Raw genomic sequence first — 21781 nt, 5'->3', positions numbered from 1 at the left:
AAGACATCGGCCCGGCGAGGCGACCTCGAGCTCGAAATCCGGTGGACAGGCCGGGGAATCCGCGTAGCGTGGAGGGCCGCTTGACGGCCGTGGTGAGCATGCACCGCACCGGACGTCCCCGCGCCGCCGGCGGCCACCCGCCTTGCGGATACGCGAGCAGCCAGCCTTGAGGATTCTGGGGATGACTGTGTCCATCGATCTCGACAGTGAACTCGCCGCCGAACGTACCCATCTCGTCGAGTCCCGGGCCGCGCTGCGCCGCATGCGCGACCGGGCGCAATCGCTCTTCGCCACCGGTGACAAGGTCGCCGGGGACGCCTACACCGCCGAGCAGCTGGGCCGGCACATGGCCCGCCGGGTCAAGGAGCTCGCCGACGATCCGGAGACGCCGCTCTTCTTCGGCCGTCTCGACATCGAGGAGACCGCGTACCACGTGGGACGGCGGCATGTCACCGACGACGCCGGTGAGCCGATGGTGCTGGACTGGCGCGCGCCGCTGTCGCGCAGTTTCTACCGGGCCAGCGTGCGTGATCCGCAGGGTGTCGCGACCCGCCGCCGGTTCGGGTTCGTCAAGGGTGATCTGACCAGCTTCGAGGACGAGCACCTGGACCGCGGCGAGGAGCTCGGCACGACGAGCCGGATCCTGACCGCCGAGATCGAGCGGCCCCGCGTCGGGCCGATGCGGGACATCGTGGCGACCATCCAGCCGGAGCAGGACGAACTGGTCCGGGCCGAGCTGGCCGACTCGATCTGCGTGCAGGGCGCGCCCGGCACCGGCAAGACCGCGGTCGGCCTGCACCGGGCCGCGTTCCTGCTCTACCTGCACCGGGAACGGTTGCGCCGGTCGGGTGTGCTGATCGTCGGGCCGAACACGGCGTTCCTCTCCTACATCTCGGCGGTGCTGCCGACGCTGGGCGAGGTCGAGGTCCAGCAGTCCACTCTGGAGGAGCTGATCGCCCGGGTGCCGGTCAAGGCCGTCGACCCGGCGCCGGCCACGTTCGTCAAACATGACGTACGGATGGCAGCGGTGCTCCACCGAGTCCTGTGGGGACGACTGCGCAAGCCGACCGAGCCGATCATGGTGTCGGACGGTTCCTACCGCTGGCGGATCGACGTGGAGCCGCTGCGCCGGATCGTCGACGAGGCGCGCCGCGAGGGCCTGCCGTACGCGGTCGGCCGGGAACGCGTCCGGGCCCGTGTCGTGGGCCTGCTGCAACGCCAGTCGGAGTACCGCACCGGCAACTCACCGAGCGAGACCTGGCTCCGCAAGATGAGCAAGATCGCCCCGGTCACCGAGTTCCTCGAGTCGGCCTGGCCGGCCGTCACCCCGGAGTCGCTGGTGGTGGGCCTGCTGACCGACCCGTCGGCGGCCGGCGACCTGCTCACCGAGGAGGAGCAGGAGGCGATCCGCTGGGTGAAGCCGCCGAAGACGGTGAAGTCGGCGAAGTTCTCGGCGGCCGACCTGCTCCTGCTCGACGAGGCCGCGGGTCTCCTCGAACGGGAGAACAGTTTCGGTCACGTGGTCGTCGATGAGGCCCAGGATCTCTCCCCCATGCAGGCCCGGGTGATCGCCCGCCGCAGCGAGCACGGCTCGATCACGCTTCTCGGCGACCTCGCGCAGGGCACCGCGCCGTGGGCCACCACCGACTGGCGGGAGATCCTTCGTCACCTGGGGAAACCGGACGCCGCGGTGGTTCCGCTGACCGTTGGTTTCCGCGTACCGGAAGCGGTTGTGACCTTGGCGAATCGCCTGCTGCCGGCGCTCGGGGTGAACGTGCCGGAGGCGGAGTCGCTGCGCCGCGACGGCGAGCTCGCCGTGATCGCGGTGCCGGAGCCCGGGGTTCTGGACGCGCGGACGCTGGCCGAGGTCACCGCGGCGCTCGCGCACGAGGGATCAGTCGCGGTCATCGCCGCTGACGGCGCGGTGGACCGGCTGCGTGCGCACCTGACCGCCGCGGGCGTCGAGCACGCGAGCCCGGACGAGGTCGAGGCGGCGGCGCGCGTCATGGTGGTGCCGGCGACGCTGGTCAAGGGCCTGGAGTACGACCATGTCATCGTCCACGAGCCCGCCGACATCGTGGCCGCCGAGCCGAAGGGCCTGAACCGCCTCTACGTGGTCCTCACCCGCGCCGTCACGAGGCTGTCGGTTCTGCACTCCCAACCGTTGCCGGACCCGCTTAAGATCGCTTGATGCCCCGTATCGGAGTGATGTTCGACCGCGACCGCGCGCCCGAGGAGTTGCCCGGCTTCGCCGCCGCGATGGAGGAGATCGGCGTCGACGACCTCTGGGTCGTCGAGGACCTGGGCTGGGCCGGATCGGTCAGCACCGCGGCGCTCGCCCTCGCCGCCACCTCCCGCGTCCGGGTCGGCATCGGCATCGCGCCCGCGCCGCTGCGGAACCCGGCTCTGCTCGCCATGGAGCTGGCGATGCTGGCCCGGGTCCACCCCGGCCGCCTGGTGGCCGGTCTCGGTCACGGCGTTTCGGACTGGATGCGCCAGGTCGGCGCCGAGCGGAAGGCGAAGCTGGCCCTGCTCGAGGAGACGATCCGCGCGGTCCGCGGGCTGCTGGACGGCGAGACCGTGACCTTGCACGGCCGCGAGGTGCACATCGACGGCGTGAAGCTGGTGCACCCGCCCGCGGTGGCGCCGCCCATCGTCACCGGTGTGGTCGGGCCGCGCTCGCTGGAGCTCTCCGGCCGGGTCGCGGACGGCACGATCATCCCGGAGGGCAAGGGACCGGCCGACGTGGCCGAGGCGCTGGAACTGATCCGCCGCGGCGGCGGGCGGGACGATCACGAGGCGGTCGTCTTCACGTTGCTGCACGTCAGCGACGACCCGGCGGCGATCGAGCGGGAGACCGGCGAGCTGGTGCGCATTCAGGCGGCGTGGCTGGGCGTCGAGCCGTCCGAGCTGTTCGCGCTGATCGGCCCGGCGGCGGAGAGCCCGGCCAAGGTTCGCGCGCTGGCCGAGGCCGGCGCGGGAACGCTGGTGCTCCGGCCGCTCGGCCCGGACCCGGTCGGTCAGGTGAAAGCCACGCTCGCCGCGCTGTGACTCAGGCGAGTGGTTTCGCCCAGCCCAGACCACTCGCCCTGCTGCCGGTGACCCCGCGCCGCCGAGGGTTCAGGTGAGCCGGAACCACGACACTTTCATGCCGGGCAAGGTATGGAAATGCGACTATGCGGGACATGACCGCTCCGTCGCCCGGCGCGCCGACCTGGGTGGATCTGGCCACCGCCGACCTCGCGGACGCCACCCGCTTCTACACCGGGATGTTCGGCTGGACCGCTGACGTCTCCGGCGACGACTTCGGGGGCTACACGACGTTTCTGCGCAACGGCCTGCCGGTGGCCGGGGCGGGACCGCTCTTCGGCGAGGGGCAGCCGACCGCCTGGAGCACGTATTTCGCCGCCGCGGACGCCGACGCGGTGGCGGCCCGGGTCGAGGCGGCGGGCGGAAAGGTGCTTGTCGCGCCGTTCGACGTGGTGGATCAGGGCCGGATGGCCGCGTTCCTGGACCCGGCCGGCGCGCCGTTCAGCGTCTGGGAGGCCGGCACGATGCGCGGCGCCGAGGTCTTCAACATCCCCGGCGCGCTGAGCTGGACCGAGCTGAACACCCGGGACGCGGCCGGGGCGATGGCGTTCTACGGCATGGTGTTCGGCTGGGAGTACCGGGACACCCAGGTGGGCGGCCTGCCCTACGTGCTCTGCGAGCAGCACCGGCAGTCGGTGGCCGGCATCCAGCTGATGGTCGGCAACGGGTGGCCCGACGACCTGCCACCGCACTGGCTGGTCTATTTCGCGGTGGGCGACTGCGATGCGGCGGCCGAGCACGCGTACCGGCTGGGCGGCCGGATCGTGCACCCGCCCACGACGATCTCCGCGGGACGGTACGCGCTGCTGACGGATCCGCAGGGTGGGAGCTTCGCGATCCTCGCCCCGTGAGCCTCTACGCCAGGAGCTGCGGGATCTTCTCGTACAGCTGTGTCGTGAAGGTCAGCATCTCGCGCAGCATCCAGTTGCCGGTGAGCAGCAGCGCCACCCCGATCGCGATCGCTTTCGGGACGAACGAGAGCGTCGCCTCCTGGATCTGGGTCACCGACTGGAAGAGCGAGATCACGAAGCCGACGCCGAGCGCGGTCAGCAGTACCGGCGCTGCCAGTTTCGCCGAGATGGTCATGGCCTGGAGCGCGAGTTCCACCACCATCGTGTCCGTCATAAAGGACTTATCGTCTGATCAATTGGTTTTTGAGTGCTGTTCGGTTGCGGTCTGGTTGCCACCACCAGCGGCCCGCGCTCCCCCGCGATCACCCGGACCCGGACCCGGTAGTGCTCGGCCAGGTTCGTCTCGGTCAGCACCTCGGCGGGCGGACCGGCCGCCACCACCCGTCCACCGGCCAGCAGGATCATGCGGTCCGCGTACTCGCCGGCGGTGGAGAGGTCGTGCATCGTCGCCAGCACGGTCAGCCCCCGCTCGGCGCGCAGCCGGTCGACGAGCTCCAGCACCTCCTGCTGGTGGCCGATGTCGAGCGCGCTGGTCGGCTCGTCCAGCAGCAGGATGCCGGCGCCCTGGGCGAGCGCCCGCGCCAGGAAGACCCGCTGCCGCTCCCCACCGGAGAGCGTGTCCAGGCGGCGACCAGCGAACGGCTCCAGGTCAAGCGCGGCCAGAACCTCGTCGACGACGGCCAGGTCCGAGGCCGACTCGCGGCCCAGAGGCGGAATGTACGGCGTACGCCCGAGCAGCACATAGTCGTAGACGCCCATCGCCGGTGGCACCACCGGCGACTGCATCACCGTGGCGATCGCCTTGGCCCGGTCCCGCCGATGCATGCGGTCGATCGGAGACCCATGCCAGAAAACCTTTCCCGTGTACGGCAACAGGCCGCCGATCGCCCGTAACGCCGTCGACTTGCCGGCGCCGTTCGGACCGATCACGGTCACCCATTCACCCTCGGCGACGGTCAGGCTCACGCCGTCGACGATCAGCGTGCCGTCGAGCCGTACCGTCAAGTCCTCGACGGTGATCGCGTCGGTCATGTCGGCACCGCGCGGCTGGTGCGCATCGGTCATGTCGGCACCGCGCGGCTGGTGCGCATCACCAGGACGAAGAATGGCGCGCCGAGGAATGCCGTGACGACGCCGATCGGGATCTCGGCGTCACCGGCGACGGTCCGCGCCAGCAGGTCGGTCAGGGTCAGGAACGCGGCGCCGAAGAGTACCGAGAGCGGCAGCAGCGACCGGTAACTCGGGCCGGTCAGCAGCCGGATCGTGTGCGGCACGATGATCCCGACGAAACCGATCAACCCGGAGACCGAGACCGCCGCCGCGGTACCGAGCGACGCCGCGATGATCAGCAGGTACCTGCTGCGCTGCGGATGCAGGCCCAGACTCGCAGCCTCCGCGTCACCGACCGTCAGCACGTCCAGCTCGCGCCGCCGGGACAACACGATCACGCCCGTCACCAGCGCGTACGGCAGGATCACCAGCACGTCGTGCCAGCCGGCCGTGGCGAGCCGGCCGAGCAGCCACGAATACACCTCCTGCAGCGACTCGACGTGCCGCTGCAGCAGGAACGTCTGCGCCGCCGAGAGGAACGCCGACACGGCCACACCGGCCAGGATCAACGCGGCGGGCGTCCGGTCCCGGCTGCCGGCCGCGCCCAGCAGCCAGGTCAGCGCCACCGCGGTCACCGCACCGACAAAAGCAGCCATGGGTACGCCCACCGGCACCTCCGTGGTGCTGCCGGCACCGAGCACGATCACCGCCGTGACGCCCAGTCCCGCGCCGGCCGCCACGCCGAGCAGGTGCGGGTCGGCCAGCGGGTTGCGGAAAGCGCCCTGGTACGCCGCGCCGGAGAGGGCCAGCATCGCGCCGACCAGCAGGCCCAGCACCACCCGGGGCAGCCGCAGCTGCATCAGGATCGCGACCTCCCGATCGGTGAGGCCACTCTCCAGCCGTACCCCGGGAATGAGGTTGAGCATCTCCGCCGCGACCCCGCCCGGTGGCAGGGACGCCGAGCCGAAGGCGAGGCCGGCCAGGGTCGCCACCAGCACCGCGAGCGCGCCCGCGACGAGCCATGCCGGCCGGAGCCCGGCAGAGCGGGCCCGCTGCTTCGGGGCCACGGCATCGATCACGCGGGGACCTTGCCCACCGCGTCGGCGACGGCCTGGACCAGGTCGGGGGTCCGCGGACCCCAGCGCGACGCGATGTCGTCGTCGAGCGCGTAGATCTGGCCCTTCTCCACCGCGGTCACCGTGGACCAGCCACTGCGCGCCGTCACCGTCGCGGCGGACTGCTGGCAGCACTTGCTGTCGGCCAGGAAGATCATGTCCGGGTTCGCCTTGACCACCGCCTCCTGGGTGAGCTGCGGGTACCCGCCGAACGAGCCGCTCGCGTCGGCGGCGTCCGCCACGTTGGTCATGCCGAACTTCGCGAAGATCGATCCGATGAACGTCTTCGAGGTGGCCGAGTAGAGATCCGGTCCGAGCTCGTAGAAGTAGCTCAGCGGCCGGCTGCGGGCCGGAACCGATTTCACGATCTCGTCGATCCGAGTCGCCATGTCGGCGCCGGTCTTCTCCGCCTCGGCCCGGTGGCCGGTGAGCGCGCCCAGGTCACCGAGCTGGGCGTAGGTGTCCTCCAGCGTGGTCGCGGCCGGCGCGACGAACGCCGGGATCGACAGTTTCCCGAGCTGCGCCACGATGTTCTCGGTGTCGTTGGAGACCACCACCAGGTCCGGGTCCTTCGCGGCGATCGCCTCGGCGTTCGGCTTGAAGCCGGACAGATCCGATTTCGGGGCGTCGGCCGGGTAGCTCGACTGGTCGTCGACCGCCGTCACCTGCGGGCCCGCGCCGATCGCGAACAGCATCTCCGTGGCGGTCGGGCTCAACGAGACGATCTTCTCGGGCCGGGCCTCCAGGGTCACCGCGCCGACCGTGACCGGGAAGCCCGCGGCGGAGCTCGCCGGCGTCGCGGCCGGCTCATCCGCGTCCTGACCCGCACAACCGGCGAGAGCCAGGGCGGTGGTCACCATCGCGGTGGTGAGAAGACGTCGTCGCTGCATGGAATCCTCCTGTCGGCCGGGCTGTGGTGCTTCGCCGACAGGGGCTCGTGGCCGCCGTCTGCGAGGCGCCCCTCCCCGAGAGCGCTGAATCGCGACCGGCGTCCAGGCGACCTGGCTAGCCCGGCTCGTCGCGGGCATCACAGTTGCGGGACAGCGCCGGTTTCGCACCGGCTTCGCTGAGACGCGGTCTGATGAAAACGCTAGCTCACGGACAGCACGGAGTCGCCGCCGGTGGGTTACATCGGCAGCTGGTGCGTACTGATGTCAGCGGCCGTCGGCGGCTTTCTCGCTGCCTGCCGTCTCGCCGGTGCCCGGGCCCGCGCTGTCGCCTGCTTTGTGGCTCGCGTCGGCGGCGGCCACCCGGTCGCCGGCCGCTGCGGCGTCCTCGTCCCCGGCCAGCGCCGAACGCAGCCGGTCTTTCTCCGCGGTGCGCTTGGCGGCGACCGAACCGAGATGCTCGGCCATCTGGTCACGCCACTTGCGCAACAGCACGAGCGAGAGCACGGCCGACACGACGAACGCGACCATGACCTTGACCAGGAAGTTCAACGGGAACGGCAGCAGCACGGCCAAGGCGACCACGAACAGGCCGAGCCGGCCGAGCGTGTATTTGACGGCGGGGCTCATCTCTTCATCTCTCCCTCAGCCTCACCGTTGGTTGAGCCAGCGGAGGCCGTAGAACCAGACCAGGCAGTACACGACCGTACCGGTGGCGGCTCCGGCCGTGCCGCTCACCAGGGCCGGCGCCACTCCGGAGATCAGACCGGCCACGGTCATCCCGAGCGCGACGCCGAAACCGGCGGCGAGCGCGGCCATCATGACCCGGTGCGCGCCGAAGCCCTCGGCCCGGAACTCCTCGACGAAGAGCCAGACCGGGAGGATCAGCACGAGCCAGCCGTTCGACGAGCCGAATGTGCCGAGGCCGGTGAGCGCCATCACCGCCTCGAAGATCAACAGCACGACGAGGCCGACCGCCAGACCGGCGAACGCCGCCCCGAGCAGGTCGCTGATGGTCATCAGCCGGCCACCGGCGTCTCGGCGCAGGCCGCGCGCGTTCCTCTGCTGGGTCATCGGGGCGTCCTCGGGTTTCCGGTCATTGCGGCGTCTGTCGTCGGGCTCGGTCGGTCGTCAGCTCAGGCCCAGACTCGCTGCGGTTCGCTGCGGCGTTCGGCCAGCGGGACGGGCTTGTCGTACTCCCGGACGATCTCGTAGCGGGTGTTGCGCTCGACCGGCTGGAAACCCGCGTCCGTGATCAGGTCGAGCAGGTCGTCGCGGTGCATCGTGTGGGGCGTCCCGTACGCGTCGGCGTCGTGAGTGATCTTGTATTCCACGACCGAGCCGTCCAGGTCGTCGGCACCGAAGTTCAGCGAGAGCTGGGCGACCGACAGGCCGTGCATCACCCAGAAGCACTTCACGTGCGGCACGTTGTCGAAGAGCAGGCGGGAGACCGCGAACGTCTTCAGCGACTCGGCCGGCATCGCCATCGTCGTGCGGTCCTGGAGCCGGTTGCGGATCTTGCCGTCCTGCGAGTCGACGAAGTCGTGCTGGTAGCGCAGCGGGATGAAGACCACGAAGCCACCCGTCTCGTCCTGCAGCTCGCGCAGGCGCAACACGTGGTCGACGCGATGCCGGGGCTCCTCGATATGCCCGTACAGCATGGTCGCCGGGGTTTTCATGCCTTTCTGGTGTGCCAGCCGGTGGATGCGTGACCAGTCCTCCCAGTGGCAGTCGTGGTCGACGATGTGCTGCCGGACCTCCCAGTCGAAGATCTCGGCGCCGCCACCGGTCAGCGACTCCAGCCCGGCGTCCATCAGCTCGTCGAGGATCTCGCTCGCCGAGAGGCCGCTGATCTTCTCGAACCACTGCACCTCGGTCGCGGTGAAGCACTTGAGCTTCACGTTCGGCAGCGCGGCCTTCAGCTCACGCAGTACCTTCGGGTAGTAGCGCCACGGCAGGGTCGGGTGCAGGCCGTTGACGATGTGCAGCTCGGTGAGCTGCTCGTCCTCCATCTCCTTGGCCTTGCGAACGGCCTCGTCGATGCGCATCGTGTAGGCGTCTTTCTCGCCCGCCTTGCGCTGGAAGGAGCAGTAGGCGCAGCTGGCGGAACAGACGTTGGTGAGATTGAGGTGCCGGTTGACGTTGAACATCACCCGGTCGCCGTTCATCTCGGTGCGCTTGTGGTGCGCCAGCCGGCCGAGCCAGGTCAGATCGTCCGACTCGTAGAGCGCGATGCCGTCCTCACGGGTCAGCCTCTCACCGGCGTAGACCTTGGCTTCGAGCTCCCGTTTCAGCCCGGCGTCCATGTGCGCCCCTTTCCGTCACCTCGCCGTCGAGGGTACGTGCCGGGTCCGACAACAAGCACGGGACGTGCGCGGGCGTCACCTCGGTCATCTGAAATGATCTTGGAAGGCACCGCGGAGTTGAAATTTTCTCAGCGTGTTTTCATCTTCTTTCGATCGACACCGGTCCGCGCGCTGCGGTATGAACCATAAGGAACGACTAGCGCGGTCTCGGCCGGCGCGGACAGGGAGATCATGTCCAAGGCATTGCGGTACGGATCGACCCGGCGGTCACGCTTCGCACCGTCGCGTCTACGTCCGTTCGCTCTCCCGGCAGCGGTGCTGGCGGCGATCGCCACCCTCTTCCAGCCGATTCCCGCGATGGCCGCGCCGACCGACCCGGCCGTTCCCGCCGCGACGACTCCCGCCACCTCCGCCACCACCTCGACCTCGATCCCGAACTCCGGCTCGCGGCCCACGCAGACCGGCACGCTCGTCCTCCCCGGCTCACCGACCGGCACGACCACGACCGCGGCCCTGCCGGTCACCTCGATCACCGGCATCGCGACCAGCCCGGTCGTGCAACAGGTGGAGCGAGGTCGGGCCGAGATCGCCGCCCTCGGCGACCAGCTGATCCGGGTCGGGCAGGACCGTGACATCACCAAGGCGCAGGTCACCACCGCGGCGCAGAAGGTCCTGGACGCGCAGGAGTCGCTCCGCGCCGCGCAGACCAACGCCGTGGAGGCCGCCGACGCCGCGGTGCGTGAGGCCGCCGCCCTTCCGCCCGGCACCGTCGGCTCGGGCCTGCTCGACCTCGAGTCGCTCGCCCGGCTGCAGCGCGGTGACGCCACCGCGCACGAGTCGGCCGCCCGTCGGCTGGAGTCCGCCCAGACCGCCGCGCAGCTGGCACTCGACGAGCAGACCACGTCGAGCGCGCGATTCGCGCAGCTCGCCGCCGAGTGGACCAAGCTGAGCGGCCAGCTCACCAAGAAGCAGGCGGCCCAGCAGAAACTCGAGACCGCGAACGCGACCGAGCTGAACGCCGCGGAGACCACGCAGAACGCGACCGACCAGGCCCTCGGCTCGCAGTACCTCACGGGCGCGGAGGCCGGCCGGGGCGCCGACCCTCGGGCGATCAAGGCGCTGGAGTTCGCGCTGGCGCAGCGCGGCGATCCTTACGTGTGGTCCGAGGAGGGCCCGGATCAGTACGACTGCTCCGGCCTGATGTACGCGGCGTACCGCTCGCCCGGTGTCGGATACCCGCTCACCCGCGTGTCCCGCGACCAGTACTACCAGACCCGCGACCGGGCGGTCTCCCGTTACTCGCTGCTCCCCGGTGACCTGCTCTTCTTCAGCTCGTCGAACAGCTGGACCGGCATTCACCACGTCGCGATGTATGCCGGCGACGGCATGATGGTGGAGGCCCCGCGCACCGGGCTGAACGTGCGACTCACGCCGGTCCGGTGGAGCCGCCTCTTCGCGGCCACCCGGATCTTCGGCTCGATCGAGGGCGACGTCGAGACGCCCGACCTCGGCGCTCCCGACCCGGACGAGCCGGTGACGACCGACCCGACCACGCCGGGTTCGCCCTCCTCGACACCGTCGAAGACGCCGGTGCCGGGCACCAGCGCGACCCCGGGCAAGACGACGTCGCCCTCCAACCCGACGCCTTCGAAGACGACGACGCCGCCGAAGAGCCCCTCGACATCGCCGTCCAAGCCGTCCGACCCGCCGAAGAGCCCTTCGACGCCGCCGTCCAAGCCGTCCACCCCGCCCGTGGACACCTCCACGCCGCCGACCAAACCGTCGACCGAGCCGCCCACGTCGACCGAGCCGTCGAAACCGGTGACCGAGCCCTCGACGACCGAGCCGCAGACTCAGCCGAAACCGGACGAGACAACCTCGGCTCCCGCCACGGAGACCACCACGTCGAGCAGCGCCACGAAGACGACTTCGTCCAGCAGCACCGCCGAGTCGAGCGCCTCGGCCGATTCGGAGTCGGTTTCGCCCTCGGGGTCCAGTTCGTCCTCTAGCGATTAGTCCGTGATTAATCCGATATGCCCGGCGGAAAATCCGTCCGAAATGGCCATCCACCCATCGGACACCCGTAGCCCGGTGAGTGAGTCTGACGCCGGGTGTGCTCACGCAAGCTGATGTGGCACGGTTAAGGTCAGCGCCCGACGTCCGAACCGTCGGCAGCGGTGGTCGGGAGGACCCATGGACGAGCAGCAGGCGACCCGGGACGGCGAGACCGGCACGCCGTCCGCCGCGCGGCCGCCGGCGGCCGACAGTGAGGGGTACGCCCCGCCGCCCCCGCCCGCGCCCGGAACGCTGTGGGGCTCATCCGGTCCAGCCCCGAAGGTGTCCGCCTCGGCGCCGGTCTCCGCAGCACCCGTGTCCGCCTCAGCGCCGGTCTCCGCAGCACCCGTGAGCGGGTCAGCGCCGGTCTCAGCCGCGCCGGCTCCGATCTCAGCCGCGCCCTTCAGCGGGTCGGCGCCGGTTTCTGGGGTTCCCTCTACGGGTGGATCTGTTCGGCCTGTTTCGGCGGCGCCGGCTGCTGACGCGGCCCGGGCGTCCGTGCCCGGCGCCATCCGGCCTGAGGCCGGGGAGGTGCACTCCGCCGGCACTCCGGCGGTCTACGGCGCTCCGCAGCCGGCCGAGACGCCCAGCTCGAACGGTTCCAAGGTCGCGGAGCCGGCGCCGGCCGAGCCTGAGCCTGGTGAGCCGTCGCCCTCCGAGCCGAAGCCCGGCGAGCCGTCGCCCTCCGAGCCGGAGCCCGGCGAGCCGTCGCCCTCTGAGCCGGTGCCCGGCAAGCCGTCGCCATCCGAGCCGGAGCCCGGGGATCCTTCGCCCGCGAAGCCTTCGGAGCCCTCGAAGCCGTCGGAGCCCTCGGAGCCCTCGGAGCCGGGGCCTCAGCCGATCCCGGCGCGGCCGAAACCGGTCGAGCCCGCGCCCGACCCGGAACCCGAGCCGGCTCCGACACCGCTTCCGCCCGGCCCCGCGCCGAGCCCGGTGCCGCCTCCCCCTGGCCCCAGCCCCGAGCCGGGACCGCATCCGCCGGTCCCCACGCCCGGCCCGGTGCCACCCGCGCCCGTCCCCCCTGGCCCCGGGCCGAACCCTGGCCCGCCCAGCCCCGTGCCGCCCAGCCCGGTGCCGCCCGGCCCGGTTCCTCCGGGTCCCGGCCCCAGCCCGGTGCCTCCGGGTCCGGGGCCCAACCCGGTGCCACCCGGCCCGGGTCCCAGTCCGATTCCGCCCGGTCCTGGGCCGAGCCCGGTGCCGCCGGGCCCGATGCCGATCCCGCCGATAGTGCCGCCGCCTCCGATGATCGGAAACGGTCTGCCGGCCTACACCCTGCCGCCCACGGCCGGGCCCGCCGGCATGCCGCCCGCCTCCAGGCCCAGCGGGCAGTCGTCCGGAGCCGGCTCCGGTGCGGTTTCGTCCACCACCTATGGCACGCCCGCCTCGAAGCCGTACCCGGGTTTCCCGTCCGCACCGGAGAACATCGACATGACGCAGCCGGTTTCCGGTGACATGACCCAGCCGGTCTCCAGCGACATGACTCAGCCGGTTCCGACCGGGCTTCAGTTCGGTGTCGGCGCCCCGCCCACCACGCCGGTGCCGAACGGTGTGCCGCAGCAGCGGGGGCAGGCCGGCGGGACGCTGTACGGCACCGGGGGCTACCCGTCGATCGACATGACCATGCCGGTCAGCATGGACCCGGTGGAGAACTCCGGTTCGCTGACCGGGCACATCCTGGCTCAGGGGTGGCACGACGCCCCGGTTGACCAGCGGCGGAGCAACTTGAAGGTGGTCATTGCGATGCTCGCCGTGCTCGGCCTGCTGGTGACGATCAGCCTGATCTTCGTGTTCACGGCGGGTGACGCGTTCACCGACATGGTCAAGAACATGTCCAACTGAGTTCGGTAGCGATCCGTGCCACATTCCGGCACGGACGGGTGGCTGGTTGCGCAGCGTGTTTGCCCGTGCGGGCATGGGGGCCTAAGCTTGCAGGGTTGTGCTGCGGGGTGAGCCTGCCCACTACCAGCCGGGAATGCGGTCGGTGGGACAACCGTTGACCCGTACACTAATGACAGATATTCACGCGGCGTGCCCACCCGGTGCGCGCCACGGGCGTTCTTGCGGGCATTTCAGCGAGCGGTCGCATCAGGCCGCGGCGGGCCATTCGCGAGCATGCGCCCCCGTAGAGAGGTTCTCTTGACCACTTTCGCTGATCCCAGCACGTTCCCGTCCGTAAACGAAACCCCCGCAACATCCATCGAAGAGACCGTTGTCGCCGGTGACGAGACCCCGGTGGCCGCTGTCGAGGAGACCGCGCCGGTCCGCACCTTCGCCGACCTGGGCCTTCCCGCCGAGATCGTCCGCGTGCTGAACCGTGAGGGCATCTCCACCCCGTTCGAGATCCAGGCCGCCACCGTTCCGGACGCGCTCGCCGGCCGTGACGTGCTGGGCCGCGGACAGACCGGCTCCGGCAAGACTCTCGCCTTCGGCCTGCCCGTGCTGGCCCGGATCGCGAAGAGCGGCAAGGCCCGCCCGCACTACCCGAAGGCTCTGATCCTCGTTCCGACCCGTGAGCTGGCGATGCAGGTCGCCGACTCGCTGATGCCGATCGGCCGCTCGGTCGGCGTCTTCCTGAAGACCGCCGTCGGCGGCGTTCCGTACGACCGGCAGATGGACGCTCTGCGTCGCGGCGTCGAGGTGATCGTCGCCACGCCGGGCCGGCTCGGCGACCTGATCGAGCGTGGGGCCTGCCGGCTCGACGACGTCGAGATCACCGTGCTGGACGAGGCCGACCAGATGGCCGACATGGGCTTCCTGCCCGAGGTCACCGAGCTGCTCTCGAAGACCCCGGCGGACGCGCAGCGGCTGCTCTTCTCGGCCACTCTGGACGGTGACGTCGACACCCTGGTCCAGCGGTTCATGCACGACCCGGTGACCCACTCGACCGCGCCGGCCGAGGCCAGCGTGTCCACGATGGATCACCACATGCTGCTGATCCCGCCGGCCGAGAAGTTCCCGATCACCTCGTGGATCGCGAACCGTGAGGGCAAGACCATCGTCTTCGCCCGCACCCAGATGGGCGTGGACCGGCTGGTCGAGCAGCTTGCCGCGGTCGGCGTCCGCGCCGGCGCGCTGCACGGCGGCAAGACCCAGCGGGTCCGCACCCGCACGCTCGCCGAGTTCAAGGAAGGCCGGACGAACGTCCTGGTCGCCACGGACGTGGCAGCGCGTGGCATCCACGTCGACGGCATCTCGCTGGTCATGCACGTGGACCCGCCGAAGGACCCGAAGGACTACCTGCACCGGGCCGGTCGCACCGCCCGGGCCGGCGAGTCCGGCGCGGTCGTGACGCTGGTTCTGCCGAAGCAGCGCCGCACCACCCAGGCGATGCTGTCGAAGGCGGGCGTCGCGCCGGCCGAGACCCGCGTCCGGGTCGGTGACGAGAAGCTGTCCGAGATCACCGGCGCTCGCCAGCCGAGCGGCGTCCCGGTGGTGGAGGAGCCGGAGCCGCGGCGTGAGCGTGGCGACCGTCCGCGCCGGTTCGGCGACCGGCCGTCGCGTGGTGGCTACGGTGACCGTCCGCAGCGTTCCTACGGCGACCGCAACGACCGTTTCGGGGACCGGCCGCGCCGTTCCTACGGAGATCGGCCGTTCGGTGACCGTCCGACCGGCGACCGGCAGTACGGTGACCGCCCGCAGTACGGTGACCGCCCGGCCGGCGAGCGTGGCCAGTACGGCGACCGTCCGCAGCACGGTGACCGCCCGCAGCACGGCGACCGCCCCCAGTACGGGGACCGTCCGCAGCGTTCGTTCGGTGACCGCGACCGTGGTGGCTTCGGTGACCGCGACCGTGGTGGCTTCGGCGACCGTGCGCCGCGTGGTGACCGGGGCGGCGACCGTCACTTCGGTGACCGTCCGGCCGGTCAGCGCCGGGACGCCGGTCGTGGCGACCGCCGCGAGGGACCGTCGGGCCGCTTCGGCTCGCCGCGCCCGGCCCGCAGCTACTGAGCATCCCAACGAACTGCGATCGCATAAACCTCTGAAGCCACAAAAACCGCTTCAGTGAGCATCTGAATAAAACGCAAGGCCCGGCACGTGACGTGCCGGGCCTTGCGTTTCTCCGTGTCCCGGCGCCCGCGCTGCGGCCCGGACCGGGCAGACGGCCGCGCGGCTTCTCGGGGAGGCATGCAAACCCCGTACCAAAGGAAAAGCGCAAGAAAGGCGCAAAGGCCGCGTCAAACGGGAAGCCCGGCCACGGAACGGGTACGTTACCGGCATGCCGCTGCCCACCGCGTTGTTCTGGGAGCGCCGTGACGTGCCCGGCGCCGAGCACGCCCTGCTGGCGGACCGCACCGGGCTCTATGCGCACGGAACAGCCCTGGCCGTCGACCCGGTGCCGTACGCGTGCCATTACGAGCTGCAGACCGACCAGGACTGGGTCACCACCCGGTTCGACGTGCGGGCCGAGGGAGCGGGCTGGGCGCGCGGCGTCCGGCTGGAGCTGGCCGCCGGGCGCTGGCGGATCACCGCCTCCGAGCAGGGCGACCTGGACGCGGCCCTGGTGGCGGCCGGACACGCTCGTGCCGGGCTGCCGGGCAGCGAGGACCCGGATCTGCTCTACGGCGCGTTCGACGTGGATCTGGGCGGTTCCCCGCTCACGAACACGCTGCCGATCCGCCGGCTGGGCCTGCTGACCGCGGAGAGCGGCGTGGCGCATCGGCTCAGCGTCGCCTGGGTTCTGGTGCCGAGTCTCGAAGTGGTGCAGGCCGACCAGATTTACACACCGCTCGGCGGTGATCGGGTGCGCTATGCCAGCGAGACGTTCAGCGCCGATCTGACGCTCGACGATGAGGGTTTCGTGCGGGATTACCCCGGTTTGGCCACTCGCCGCTAGAACGGTATCTCAGGCCCGGCCCGGCTGGGGCCGGTTCTCCCACTTGGTGGAGAGCGCGATCGCGGTCCGCGTCGACGCGACCCCGGGCGTGCGGTTGATCCGGACGATCAGCTGCTCCAGCTCGGCGATCGAACCGACCCGGACGGTGAGCTGGTACGACTCGACCCCGGCCATGAAGTAGCAGCTCTCCACTTCGGGCATGGCGCGCACCGCAGCCAGCACGTCGTCGGTGTCGGCGCCGGAGTCCTCGATGATGCCGATGAGCGCGGTGACACCGAGGCCGACCGCCTCATGGTCGATGTCGGCCCGGTAACCGCGGATGGTGCCGGCGGTCTCGAGCTTACCCACACGTTCGTGCACCGCGGGGGCGGAGAGCCCGACCTTGCGAGCGAGTTCGGCGTACGACGAGCGAGCGTTCTCTCGTAGCAGGTCGATCAGCTTGAGGTCGATGGAGTCCATGACTGAAACCCTAATCGGGTGGCGCTTGACTCTTCACGCCCGGTAGCGGCGAATGGGCGGCAGGATAATGACCGTTGTCGCAATCGGGGCTTTTTCCGCATTTCACGGACTTGGTTCGGGGGCGGTGCTCTAATGGCTTTACGTCCCGATCGAGCAAGCCGACACTCAGCGTGACCACCGGCCGCTCCAGAACACACACGAGGAGGGGGTTGTGGACACTGGAGATCGTCTGCTGACGCCGGGCGAGGTGGCCGCGCTCTTCCGCGTCGACCCCAAGACCGTTACGCGCTGGGCCGCAGCCGGGCGCATCGGCAGCATCCGTACTCCCGGTGGACACCGCCGATTCCGCGAGTCCGAGGTCCGGGCGCTGCTGGAAGGCGACGGCGTGATCGAGGAGATGCGCGAGGACGACGCCGCCAACAAGCCACGTAACAACGGGCCGACGAACCCGGGAGCGGGTTACGGCCCGCCCAACGGGTTGCGCTAGGCGCGTCCCTCGCCGATCTCGCCGGTCCATCTGCGGAAGAGCGTGTGCGGTACGCCCAGCGCGTCCAGCACCTTTCCGGCCACGAAGTCGATCAATTGTTGTGCGGTGGCGCCTGCCCCGGACCCATAGAAACCCGGGCTCGCCGGCAGGACCACCGCACCGGCATCGTGGAGCGCGATCAGGTGCTCGAGGTGACTGCGCGTAACCGGCGTCTCTCGGGGAACGACCACCGTGCGTCGCCGTTCCTTGAGGTTCACCTCCGCCGCGCGTTGCAGCAGATCCTTCGACAGTCCAATGGCGATCCCGGCGCACGCCGCCGTGCTCGCCGGGACCACCGCCATGCCACGAACCGGGTACGACCCGCTGCTCGGTCCGGCGGCCAGATCACCGGCCGGCCAGTACGCCAGGTCACCCAGATCCCGGCCGAGCCAGGCGGAGACGTCGTCCTTCCAGTGCGCGTCGCGGACCGTGGCGCCGGTCTCGTCCAGCAGGGTCAGCCGGGCGGCCCGGGAGATCACCAGGTCCACGGACTCGCCGGCGTCCAGCAGTCCGGTGATCACCGCTTTCGCGTACGGGGTGCCGGAGGCGCCGGAGACGCCGACAATCCAGGGTTCGCGCATGTCCTCAAGTGTGCCGCTAGCCGGCCGTCACCCGTACCGAGGTGGGGAACGCCTCATCCACCGGGACCCACGACTGCGGGTCGTCCGGGTCGGCGAGGTCGACGGACTCGAAGACCCGGCGGATCTCGGCGAGGTCGGGGCCCTGACCGGAGACGGTCAGCGCATGACCACCGCCCTTCATCCGGACGCTGCACACGTTGCCCTCGGCGTCGCAGGAGGGCTTCGTGGTGGCGTCCGATGAGTCGCCCGTGCGGAGCTCCTCCAGGGAGATCATGATGAGCGGCTTGACGGCTCCCGGCGGGAGGCTGCGGTACGGGGAGTCGTACATCAGCCGGACCATCTTCTCGGTCACGAGATAGGCGTGATCGACGCCGGCCGAGATCAGGTGATAGCCGTCGGGGATGTAGGACGCGCGCAGGGCCGTCCTGAGCGGCTTGCCACCGCCGGGCCGGAAACCCTCGGCCACCCGACGCATCTGCGTCCTGGTCATCCCGTCGGAGTTCACCTGTGCCCAGCCGTCGTCCGCGTACTTCCAGTGCAGCGTCTTCGAGCCGCTCTCCTCGACCGTGAAGTACGCGGGACGGCTCCCGATCGGTTCGGTGTCGTCCTTCTTCACGCCGTCCATCGGGAACGGCTCGACGCCGGGCTGATAAGCGAGGACGTTGCCCACGCTGTCCTCGGCACCCGGCTTGCGGATTACCGCTGACGTCCACGCCAGTTGCATGGCGGCCGGGTCGTCGATCCGGAAGCCGTCGACCTCGTACCCATGGAAGGTCGTGTCATATGTGAAATAGGTGGGCGCCACCGACGTGGTGGGAGCCACCGACGTGGTGGGAGCCACCGACGTGGTGGGCGTCGCCGCCGGAAGCGACGGCGCTGAAGCCGGCCGGGCGACGATCTGCGGCACCCCGATCGCGGCGGCTACCGCCACCACGGCCGCGATCGCCCACCCGGTGTTCCTGCGACGGACCCGGCGCCGGCCGGCGGCCACCAGGTCGTCGATGCCGAGGCGGGACGGCGGCGCGTCCGCCCGGGCCTCCTCGAGAAGCTCAGAGAGTCGCATAGGGTGCCTCCAGGTCCGCGCCCATGATGTGGCGGAGCGTCGCGAGACCACGCGCGGTGTAGACCTTCACGGTGCCCTGCGGGCAGCTCAGGGCCGCGGCGGTCTGTTCCACGCTGAGCCCTTCGAGGAATCGCAGCACCAGCACCGCCCGCTGTCGCGGGGGCAGCTGCCGCAGCGCGGACCGCATCTGCAGCCGGTCGTGGACCGCCTGGGTGGAGTCCGGCTCGGCGCGTTCCGGCAGCGCGTCGCTGTGCGACCGCTCCCGCCGCCACCACGGGCGGCGGGTCTCGTCGATCGCGGCCCGGACCACCGCGGTACGCGCGTACGCGTCGTGGTTGTCGATGCGGTTCCACTTCGCGTACAGCTTCGGCAGGGCGGCCAGGACGGCGTCCTCGGCCAGCTGCCAGTCGCCGCAGGTGAGGTACGCCAGCCCGCGCAAGGGTTCCATGCGCGCGGCGACGAACTCCCGGAACTCGGCCTCTCTATCGCTCACGCGGATAAGACGGAGAGATGGACCGATTCGGTTACAGCAGGATCAGGTCGAGGAGGGCGAAGACGAAGAGCGCGATCGCGATGAAGCCGTTCGCGGTGAAGAACGCTCGGTTGACCTTGGAGAGGTCGGTGGGGGTGACGACGACGTGCTGGTAGACGAGGCCGGCGCCGGTGAGGAGCAGCCCGATCCACCAGAGCCAGCTCAGGCCGGCCCACTGACCAAACCAGACGAAGAGCGCGAAGCTCAGGACGTGGGTCACCGTCGAGATCTTCAGCGCCAGCGGCACGCCGAACCGCGCCGGCGTCGAGTGCACCCCGATCCGGCGGTCCACCTCCACGTCCTGGCAGGCGTAGATGATGTCGAAGCCACCGATCCACAGACCCACCGCGACGCCGAGCACCCACGCCGGCCCGGAGCCCTCGAACGTGCCGGTGATCGCCAGCCAGGCGCCGACCGGGGCCACCGCCTGCGCCAGCGCCAGCACGTAGTGCGGGAAGTTCGTGAACCGCTTCGCGTACGGGTAGACCACCAGCGGGATCACGGCGAGCGGCGAGAGGACCAGGCAGAGCGGGTTGAGCAGGCCCGCCGCGATCACCAGGATCACCAGTGAGACGAGCGCGCCGGTCCACGCGGTCCGCACGCTGACGGCGCCGGTGACCAGCTCCCGGTTCTGCGTGCGCGGGTTCTGCGCGTCGATCTTGCGGTCCAGGATGCGATTGGCCGCCATCGCGAAGGTACGGCCGGAGACCATCGCGATCGTGACCAGCACCAGATCGGCCCAGTGCCGGCCGGTGCCGTCCCGGTCGATGGCGACGAGCGCGGAGAGGTACGCGAACGGCAGCGCGAAGATCGAGTGCTCGATCATGACGAGCCGCAGGAAGGCCTTCACCTTCCCCGGTTTCTCCACGGCTGCCGTCATATCCCGTATTCCTTCCAGCGCTTGTCCACCAGACTGACCACCTCGGGCGACATGGTCATCTCCTCCGGCCAGCCGCGGGTGTAACCCTCGGCGGGCAGCTTACGGGTGGCGTCGACACCCGCTTTCCCACCCCAGAACTGCTGGTAGGAGGCGTGGTCCAGATGGTCCACGGGTCCCTCGGTGAGCAGCAGGTCGCGGGAGTAGTCGACGTTGCCGAACGCGCGGAACGCGACCTCCCGATAGTCGTGCACGTCGCAGTCCTCGTCCACCACCACGATCAGCTTGGTGAGCGACATCAGGTGCGCGCCCCAGACCGCGTTCATCACCTTCTGCGCGTGCTTCGGGTACCGCTTGCGGATGGAGACGATGAGGCAGTTGTGGAAGACGCCGGCGGCCGGCATGTCGTAGTCGACGATGTCCGGGATCAGGATCTTCAGGAGCGGCTGGAAGATCCGCTCGGTGGCCTTGCCGAGGCCGTGGTCCTCCTGCGGCGGCTTGGACGTGACGATCGAGTGGTAGATCGGCTTCTTGCGCATCGTCATGGTCTCGACGTGCAGCACCGGGAACGGCTCGACCGGGGTGTAGAAGCCGGTGTGGTCACCGAACGGCCCCTCCGGGAGGCGCTCGCCGGGCTCCAGGTAACCCTCCAGCACGATCTGCGCCGACGCCGGCACCTGCAGCGGGACGGTCAGGCAGTCCACCATCTCGATGCGCTCGCCCTTGAGGAAGCCCGCGAACAGGTACTCGTCGATGTCGCCGGGCAGCGGCGCGCTCGCCGAGTACGTCACCACCGGGTCGCAGCCGATCGCGATCGCGACCGGGAGCCGCTGACCGAGCCGCTCGGCGACCGCGTGGTGCGCGGTGGAGTCCTTGTGGATCTGCCAGTGCATGCCGAGCGTGTTCTTGGAGTGCTGCTGGAGGCGGTAGAGGCCGAGGTTGCGCTTGCCGGTCTCCGGGTGCTTCGTGTGGGTCAGCCCGAAGTTGTGGAAGACGCCGCCGTCACCCGGCCAGACCTTGAGGCCGGGCAGCAGGTCCAGGTCGACCTCGTCGCCTTTGAGCACGACCTCCTGACAGGGCGCGGTCTTCACCTTCTTCGGCGGGACCGACTTGAGCTGGAGCACCTTGCCGATGCCCTCACGGATGCCGGACCAGCCGACCGGGAGCTCCGGCTTGGCCAGCGCGCCGATCCGCTCGCCGATCTCGTCGAGGTGGTCGACGCCGAGAGCCATCGCCATCCGCTTCTCGGTGCCGAACAGGTTGATCACCAGCGGCATCTCGCCCCGGGTCGGCCGTTCGAACAACAATGCCGGCCCCCCGGCCCGCACGGTCCGGGTCACCACCTCGCTGATCTCCAGCGTCGGGTCCACCGGGACTTTGATCCGGCGCAGCTCACCCGCCTTCTCGAGGGCGGCGATGAAGCTCTGCAGATCGGCATAGGGGAATCCACGCGGCGCCATGCCTCTCAGTCTGGCACCGGATCACTGCGAGCCGC

21 protein-coding genes and 1 riboswitch are annotated in these 21781 nt (G+C 70.3%); of the genes, 8 read left to right on the top strand and 13 right to left on the bottom strand.

Features of this window, described 5'->3' with window-relative positions:
- Positions 1–181 precede the first annotated feature (181 nt).
- The 3 genes from AMIS_RS01110 to AMIS_RS01100 all read left to right on the top strand — a co-directional run bounded on the left by AMIS_RS01110 (position 182) and on the right by AMIS_RS01100 (position 3941).
- Positions 182–2191, top strand: coding sequence for a HelD family protein (locus AMIS_RS01110; RefSeq protein ID WP_014440334.1), 2010 nt, complete (start codon positions 182–184; stop codon positions 2189–2191).
- Positions 2191–3051 carry an LLM class flavin-dependent oxidoreductase gene (locus tag AMIS_RS01105; RefSeq protein WP_014440333.1) on the top strand — a complete coding sequence of 287 codons (861 nt, stop codon included), beginning with the start codon at positions 2191–2193 and terminating at the stop codon, positions 3049–3051. Before AMIS_RS01110 ends, AMIS_RS01105 begins: the two co-directional genes overlap by 1 nt.
- 134 nt (positions 3052–3185) lie before the next feature.
- Entirely contained in the window at positions 3186–3941 is a 756-nt protein-coding gene (locus AMIS_RS01100; protein ID WP_041830396.1) for a VOC family protein, read from the top strand.
- A 4-nt stretch (positions 3942–3945) separates the two neighbouring features.
- Here the strand turns inward: AMIS_RS01100 and fliQ are convergent, their stop codons facing one another.
- The 7 genes from fliQ to mqnE all read right to left on the bottom strand — a co-directional run bounded on the left by fliQ (position 3946) and on the right by mqnE (position 9359).
- On the bottom strand, positions 3946–4215 hold the full coding sequence (gene fliQ / locus AMIS_RS01095) for a flagellar biosynthesis protein FliQ (protein ID WP_014440331.1): 270 nt from the start codon (positions 4213–4215) through the stop codon (positions 3946–3948).
- A complete protein-coding gene (locus AMIS_RS01090; RefSeq protein ID WP_014440330.1) occupies positions 4212–5066 on the bottom strand; it encodes an ABC transporter ATP-binding protein in 855 nt (284 codons plus the stop codon). Before AMIS_RS01090 ends, fliQ begins: the two co-directional genes overlap by 4 nt.
- Positions 5063–6130 (bottom strand): FecCD family ABC transporter permease, encoded by a 1068-nt coding sequence (locus AMIS_RS01085; protein ID WP_014440329.1) that lies wholly within the window; start codon positions 6128–6130, stop codon positions 5063–5065. The genes AMIS_RS01090 and AMIS_RS01085 overlap by 4 nt, the downstream gene beginning before the upstream one ends.
- A complete protein-coding gene (locus tag AMIS_RS01080; protein ID WP_014440328.1) occupies positions 6127–7056 on the bottom strand; it encodes an ABC transporter substrate-binding protein in 930 nt (309 codons plus the stop codon). Before AMIS_RS01080 ends, AMIS_RS01085 begins: the two co-directional genes overlap by 4 nt.
- A 93-nt stretch (positions 7057–7149) precedes the next feature.
- Positions 7150–7277, bottom strand: a riboswitch (cobalamin riboswitch).
- A 43-nt stretch (positions 7278–7320) separates the two neighbouring features.
- Positions 7321–7683, bottom strand: coding sequence for a DUF4229 domain-containing protein (locus AMIS_RS01075; RefSeq protein WP_014440327.1), 363 nt, complete (start codon positions 7681–7683; stop codon positions 7321–7323).
- Between the two features lie 21 nt (positions 7684–7704).
- A complete protein-coding gene (locus AMIS_RS01070) occupies positions 7705–8127 on the bottom strand; it encodes a hypothetical protein (protein ID WP_014440326.1) in 423 nt (140 codons plus the stop codon).
- Between the two features lie 62 nt (positions 8128–8189).
- Positions 8190–9359: an aminofutalosine synthase MqnE gene (mqnE, locus tag AMIS_RS01065; RefSeq protein WP_014440325.1), complete on the bottom strand. Its 1170-nt coding sequence runs from the start codon at positions 9357–9359 to the stop codon at positions 8190–8192.
- Positions 9360–9590: 231 nt separating this feature from the next.
- Here mqnE and AMIS_RS01060 point away from each other — a divergent pair, with 231 nt between their 5' ends.
- The 4 genes from AMIS_RS01060 to AMIS_RS01035 all read left to right on the top strand — a co-directional run bounded on the left by AMIS_RS01060 (position 9591) and on the right by AMIS_RS01035 (position 16248).
- On the top strand, positions 9591–11375 hold the full coding sequence (locus tag AMIS_RS01060) for a C40 family peptidase (protein WP_014440324.1): 1785 nt from the start codon (positions 9591–9593) through the stop codon (positions 11373–11375).
- Positions 11376–12656: 1281 nt separating this feature from the next.
- The gene (locus tag AMIS_RS41405; RefSeq protein WP_051041786.1) at positions 12657–13253 is read left to right on the top strand and encodes a hypothetical protein; all 597 of its coding nucleotides are present in this window, start codon (positions 12657–12659) and stop codon (positions 13251–13253) included.
- A gap of 297 nt (positions 13254–13550) precedes the next feature.
- The gene (locus tag AMIS_RS01040; RefSeq protein WP_231859201.1) at positions 13551–15362 is read left to right on the top strand and encodes a DEAD/DEAH box helicase; all 1812 of its coding nucleotides are present in this window, start codon (positions 13551–13553) and stop codon (positions 15360–15362) included.
- Positions 15363–15630: 268 nt separating this feature from the next.
- On the top strand, positions 15631–16248 hold the full coding sequence (locus AMIS_RS01035; protein WP_014440320.1) for a putative glycolipid-binding domain-containing protein: 618 nt from the start codon (positions 15631–15633) through the stop codon (positions 16246–16248).
- 9 nt (positions 16249–16257) lie between these two features.
- Here the strand turns inward: AMIS_RS01035 and AMIS_RS01030 are convergent, their stop codons facing one another.
- Positions 16258–16707 (bottom strand): Lrp/AsnC family transcriptional regulator, encoded by a 450-nt coding sequence (locus AMIS_RS01030; protein WP_014440319.1) that lies wholly within the window; start codon positions 16705–16707, stop codon positions 16258–16260.
- A gap of 211 nt (positions 16708–16918) precedes the next feature.
- Between AMIS_RS01030 and AMIS_RS01025 the strand changes: the two genes are divergently transcribed.
- Positions 16919–17194, top strand: coding sequence for a BldC family transcriptional regulator (locus AMIS_RS01025; RefSeq protein WP_014440318.1), 276 nt, complete (start codon positions 16919–16921; stop codon positions 17192–17194).
- Here AMIS_RS01025 and AMIS_RS01020 read toward each other — a convergent pair.
- Genes AMIS_RS01020 through AMIS_RS01000 form a run of 5 tightly spaced genes read right to left on the bottom strand, consistent with a single transcriptional unit; the run spans position 17191 to position 21746 of the window.
- Positions 17191–17814, bottom strand: coding sequence for a UbiX family flavin prenyltransferase (locus tag AMIS_RS01020; protein ID WP_014440317.1), 624 nt, complete (start codon positions 17812–17814; stop codon positions 17191–17193). The two genes, AMIS_RS01025 and AMIS_RS01020, sit on opposite strands and share 4 nt — an antisense overlap.
- 16 nt (positions 17815–17830) lie before the next feature.
- Positions 17831–18877, bottom strand: coding sequence for a hypothetical protein (locus AMIS_RS01015; RefSeq protein WP_014440316.1), 1047 nt, complete (start codon positions 18875–18877; stop codon positions 17831–17833).
- Positions 18864–19370, bottom strand: a complete 507-nt coding sequence (locus tag AMIS_RS01010; protein WP_014440315.1) for a SigE family RNA polymerase sigma factor — start codon at positions 19368–19370, stop codon at positions 18864–18866. Before AMIS_RS01010 ends, AMIS_RS01015 begins: the two co-directional genes overlap by 14 nt.
- 31 nt (positions 19371–19401) lie before the next feature.
- Positions 19402–20289: a menaquinone biosynthesis prenyltransferase MqnP gene (gene mqnP / locus AMIS_RS01005; protein WP_014440314.1), complete on the bottom strand. Its 888-nt coding sequence runs from the start codon at positions 20287–20289 to the stop codon at positions 19402–19404.
- Entirely contained in the window at positions 20286–21746 is a 1461-nt protein-coding gene (locus tag AMIS_RS01000; protein ID WP_014440313.1) for a menaquinone biosynthesis decarboxylase, read from the bottom strand. The genes mqnP and AMIS_RS01000 overlap by 4 nt, the downstream gene beginning before the upstream one ends.
- Positions 21747–21781: the final 35 nt, after the last annotated feature.

It is taken from the genome of Actinoplanes missouriensis 431 (assembly GCF_000284295.1).
Classification (GTDB): domain Bacteria; phylum Actinomycetota; class Actinomycetes; order Mycobacteriales; family Micromonosporaceae; genus Actinoplanes; species Actinoplanes missouriensis.
Note: the sequence above shows the minus strand (reverse complement) of the source record. Positions and strands in the feature narration are given on the sequence as shown.

Coding starts and splice junctions, on each gene's coding strand:
- fliQ (WP_014440331.1), bottom strand. CDS start 4,215: ATGACGGACACGATGGTGGTGGAACTCGCGCTCCAGGCCATGACCATC.
- AMIS_RS01000 (WP_014440313.1), bottom strand. CDS start 21,746: ATGGCGCCGCGTGGATTCCCCTATGCCGATCTGCAGAGCTTCATCGCC.
- AMIS_RS01015 (WP_014440316.1), bottom strand. CDS start 18,877: ATGCGACTCTCTGAGCTTCTCGAGGAGGCCCGGGCGGACGCGCCGCCG.
- AMIS_RS01090 (WP_014440330.1), bottom strand. CDS start 5,066: ATGACCGATGCGCACCAGCCGCGCGGTGCCGACATGACCGACGCGATC.
- mqnP (WP_014440314.1), bottom strand. CDS start 20,289: ATGACGGCAGCCGTGGAGAAACCGGGGAAGGTGAAGGCCTTCCTGCGG.
- AMIS_RS01110 (WP_014440334.1), top strand. CDS start 182: ATGACTGTGTCCATCGATCTCGACAGTGAACTCGCCGCCGAACGTACC.
- AMIS_RS41405 (WP_051041786.1), top strand. CDS start 12,657: ATGATCGGAAACGGTCTGCCGGCCTACACCCTGCCGCCCACGGCCGGG.
- AMIS_RS01030 (WP_014440319.1), bottom strand. CDS start 16,707: ATGGACTCCATCGACCTCAAGCTGATCGACCTGCTACGAGAGAACGCT.
- AMIS_RS01035 (WP_014440320.1), top strand. CDS start 15,631: ATGCCGCTGCCCACCGCGTTGTTCTGGGAGCGCCGTGACGTGCCCGGC.
- AMIS_RS01070 (WP_014440326.1), bottom strand. CDS start 8,127: ATGACCCAGCAGAGGAACGCGCGCGGCCTGCGCCGAGACGCCGGTGGC.
- AMIS_RS01060 (WP_014440324.1), top strand. CDS start 9,591: ATGTCCAAGGCATTGCGGTACGGATCGACCCGGCGGTCACGCTTCGCA.
- AMIS_RS01020 (WP_014440317.1), bottom strand. CDS start 17,814: ATGCGCGAACCCTGGATTGTCGGCGTCTCCGGCGCCTCCGGCACCCCG.
- mqnE (WP_014440325.1), bottom strand. CDS start 9,359: ATGGACGCCGGGCTGAAACGGGAGCTCGAAGCCAAGGTCTACGCCGGT.
- AMIS_RS01105 (WP_014440333.1), top strand. CDS start 2,191: ATGCCCCGTATCGGAGTGATGTTCGACCGCGACCGCGCGCCCGAGGAG.
- AMIS_RS01100 (WP_041830396.1), top strand. CDS start 3,186: ATGACCGCTCCGTCGCCCGGCGCGCCGACCTGGGTGGATCTGGCCACC.
- AMIS_RS01075 (WP_014440327.1), bottom strand. CDS start 7,683: ATGAGCCCCGCCGTCAAATACACGCTCGGCCGGCTCGGCCTGTTCGTG.
- AMIS_RS01080 (WP_014440328.1), bottom strand. CDS start 7,056: ATGCAGCGACGACGTCTTCTCACCACCGCGATGGTGACCACCGCCCTG.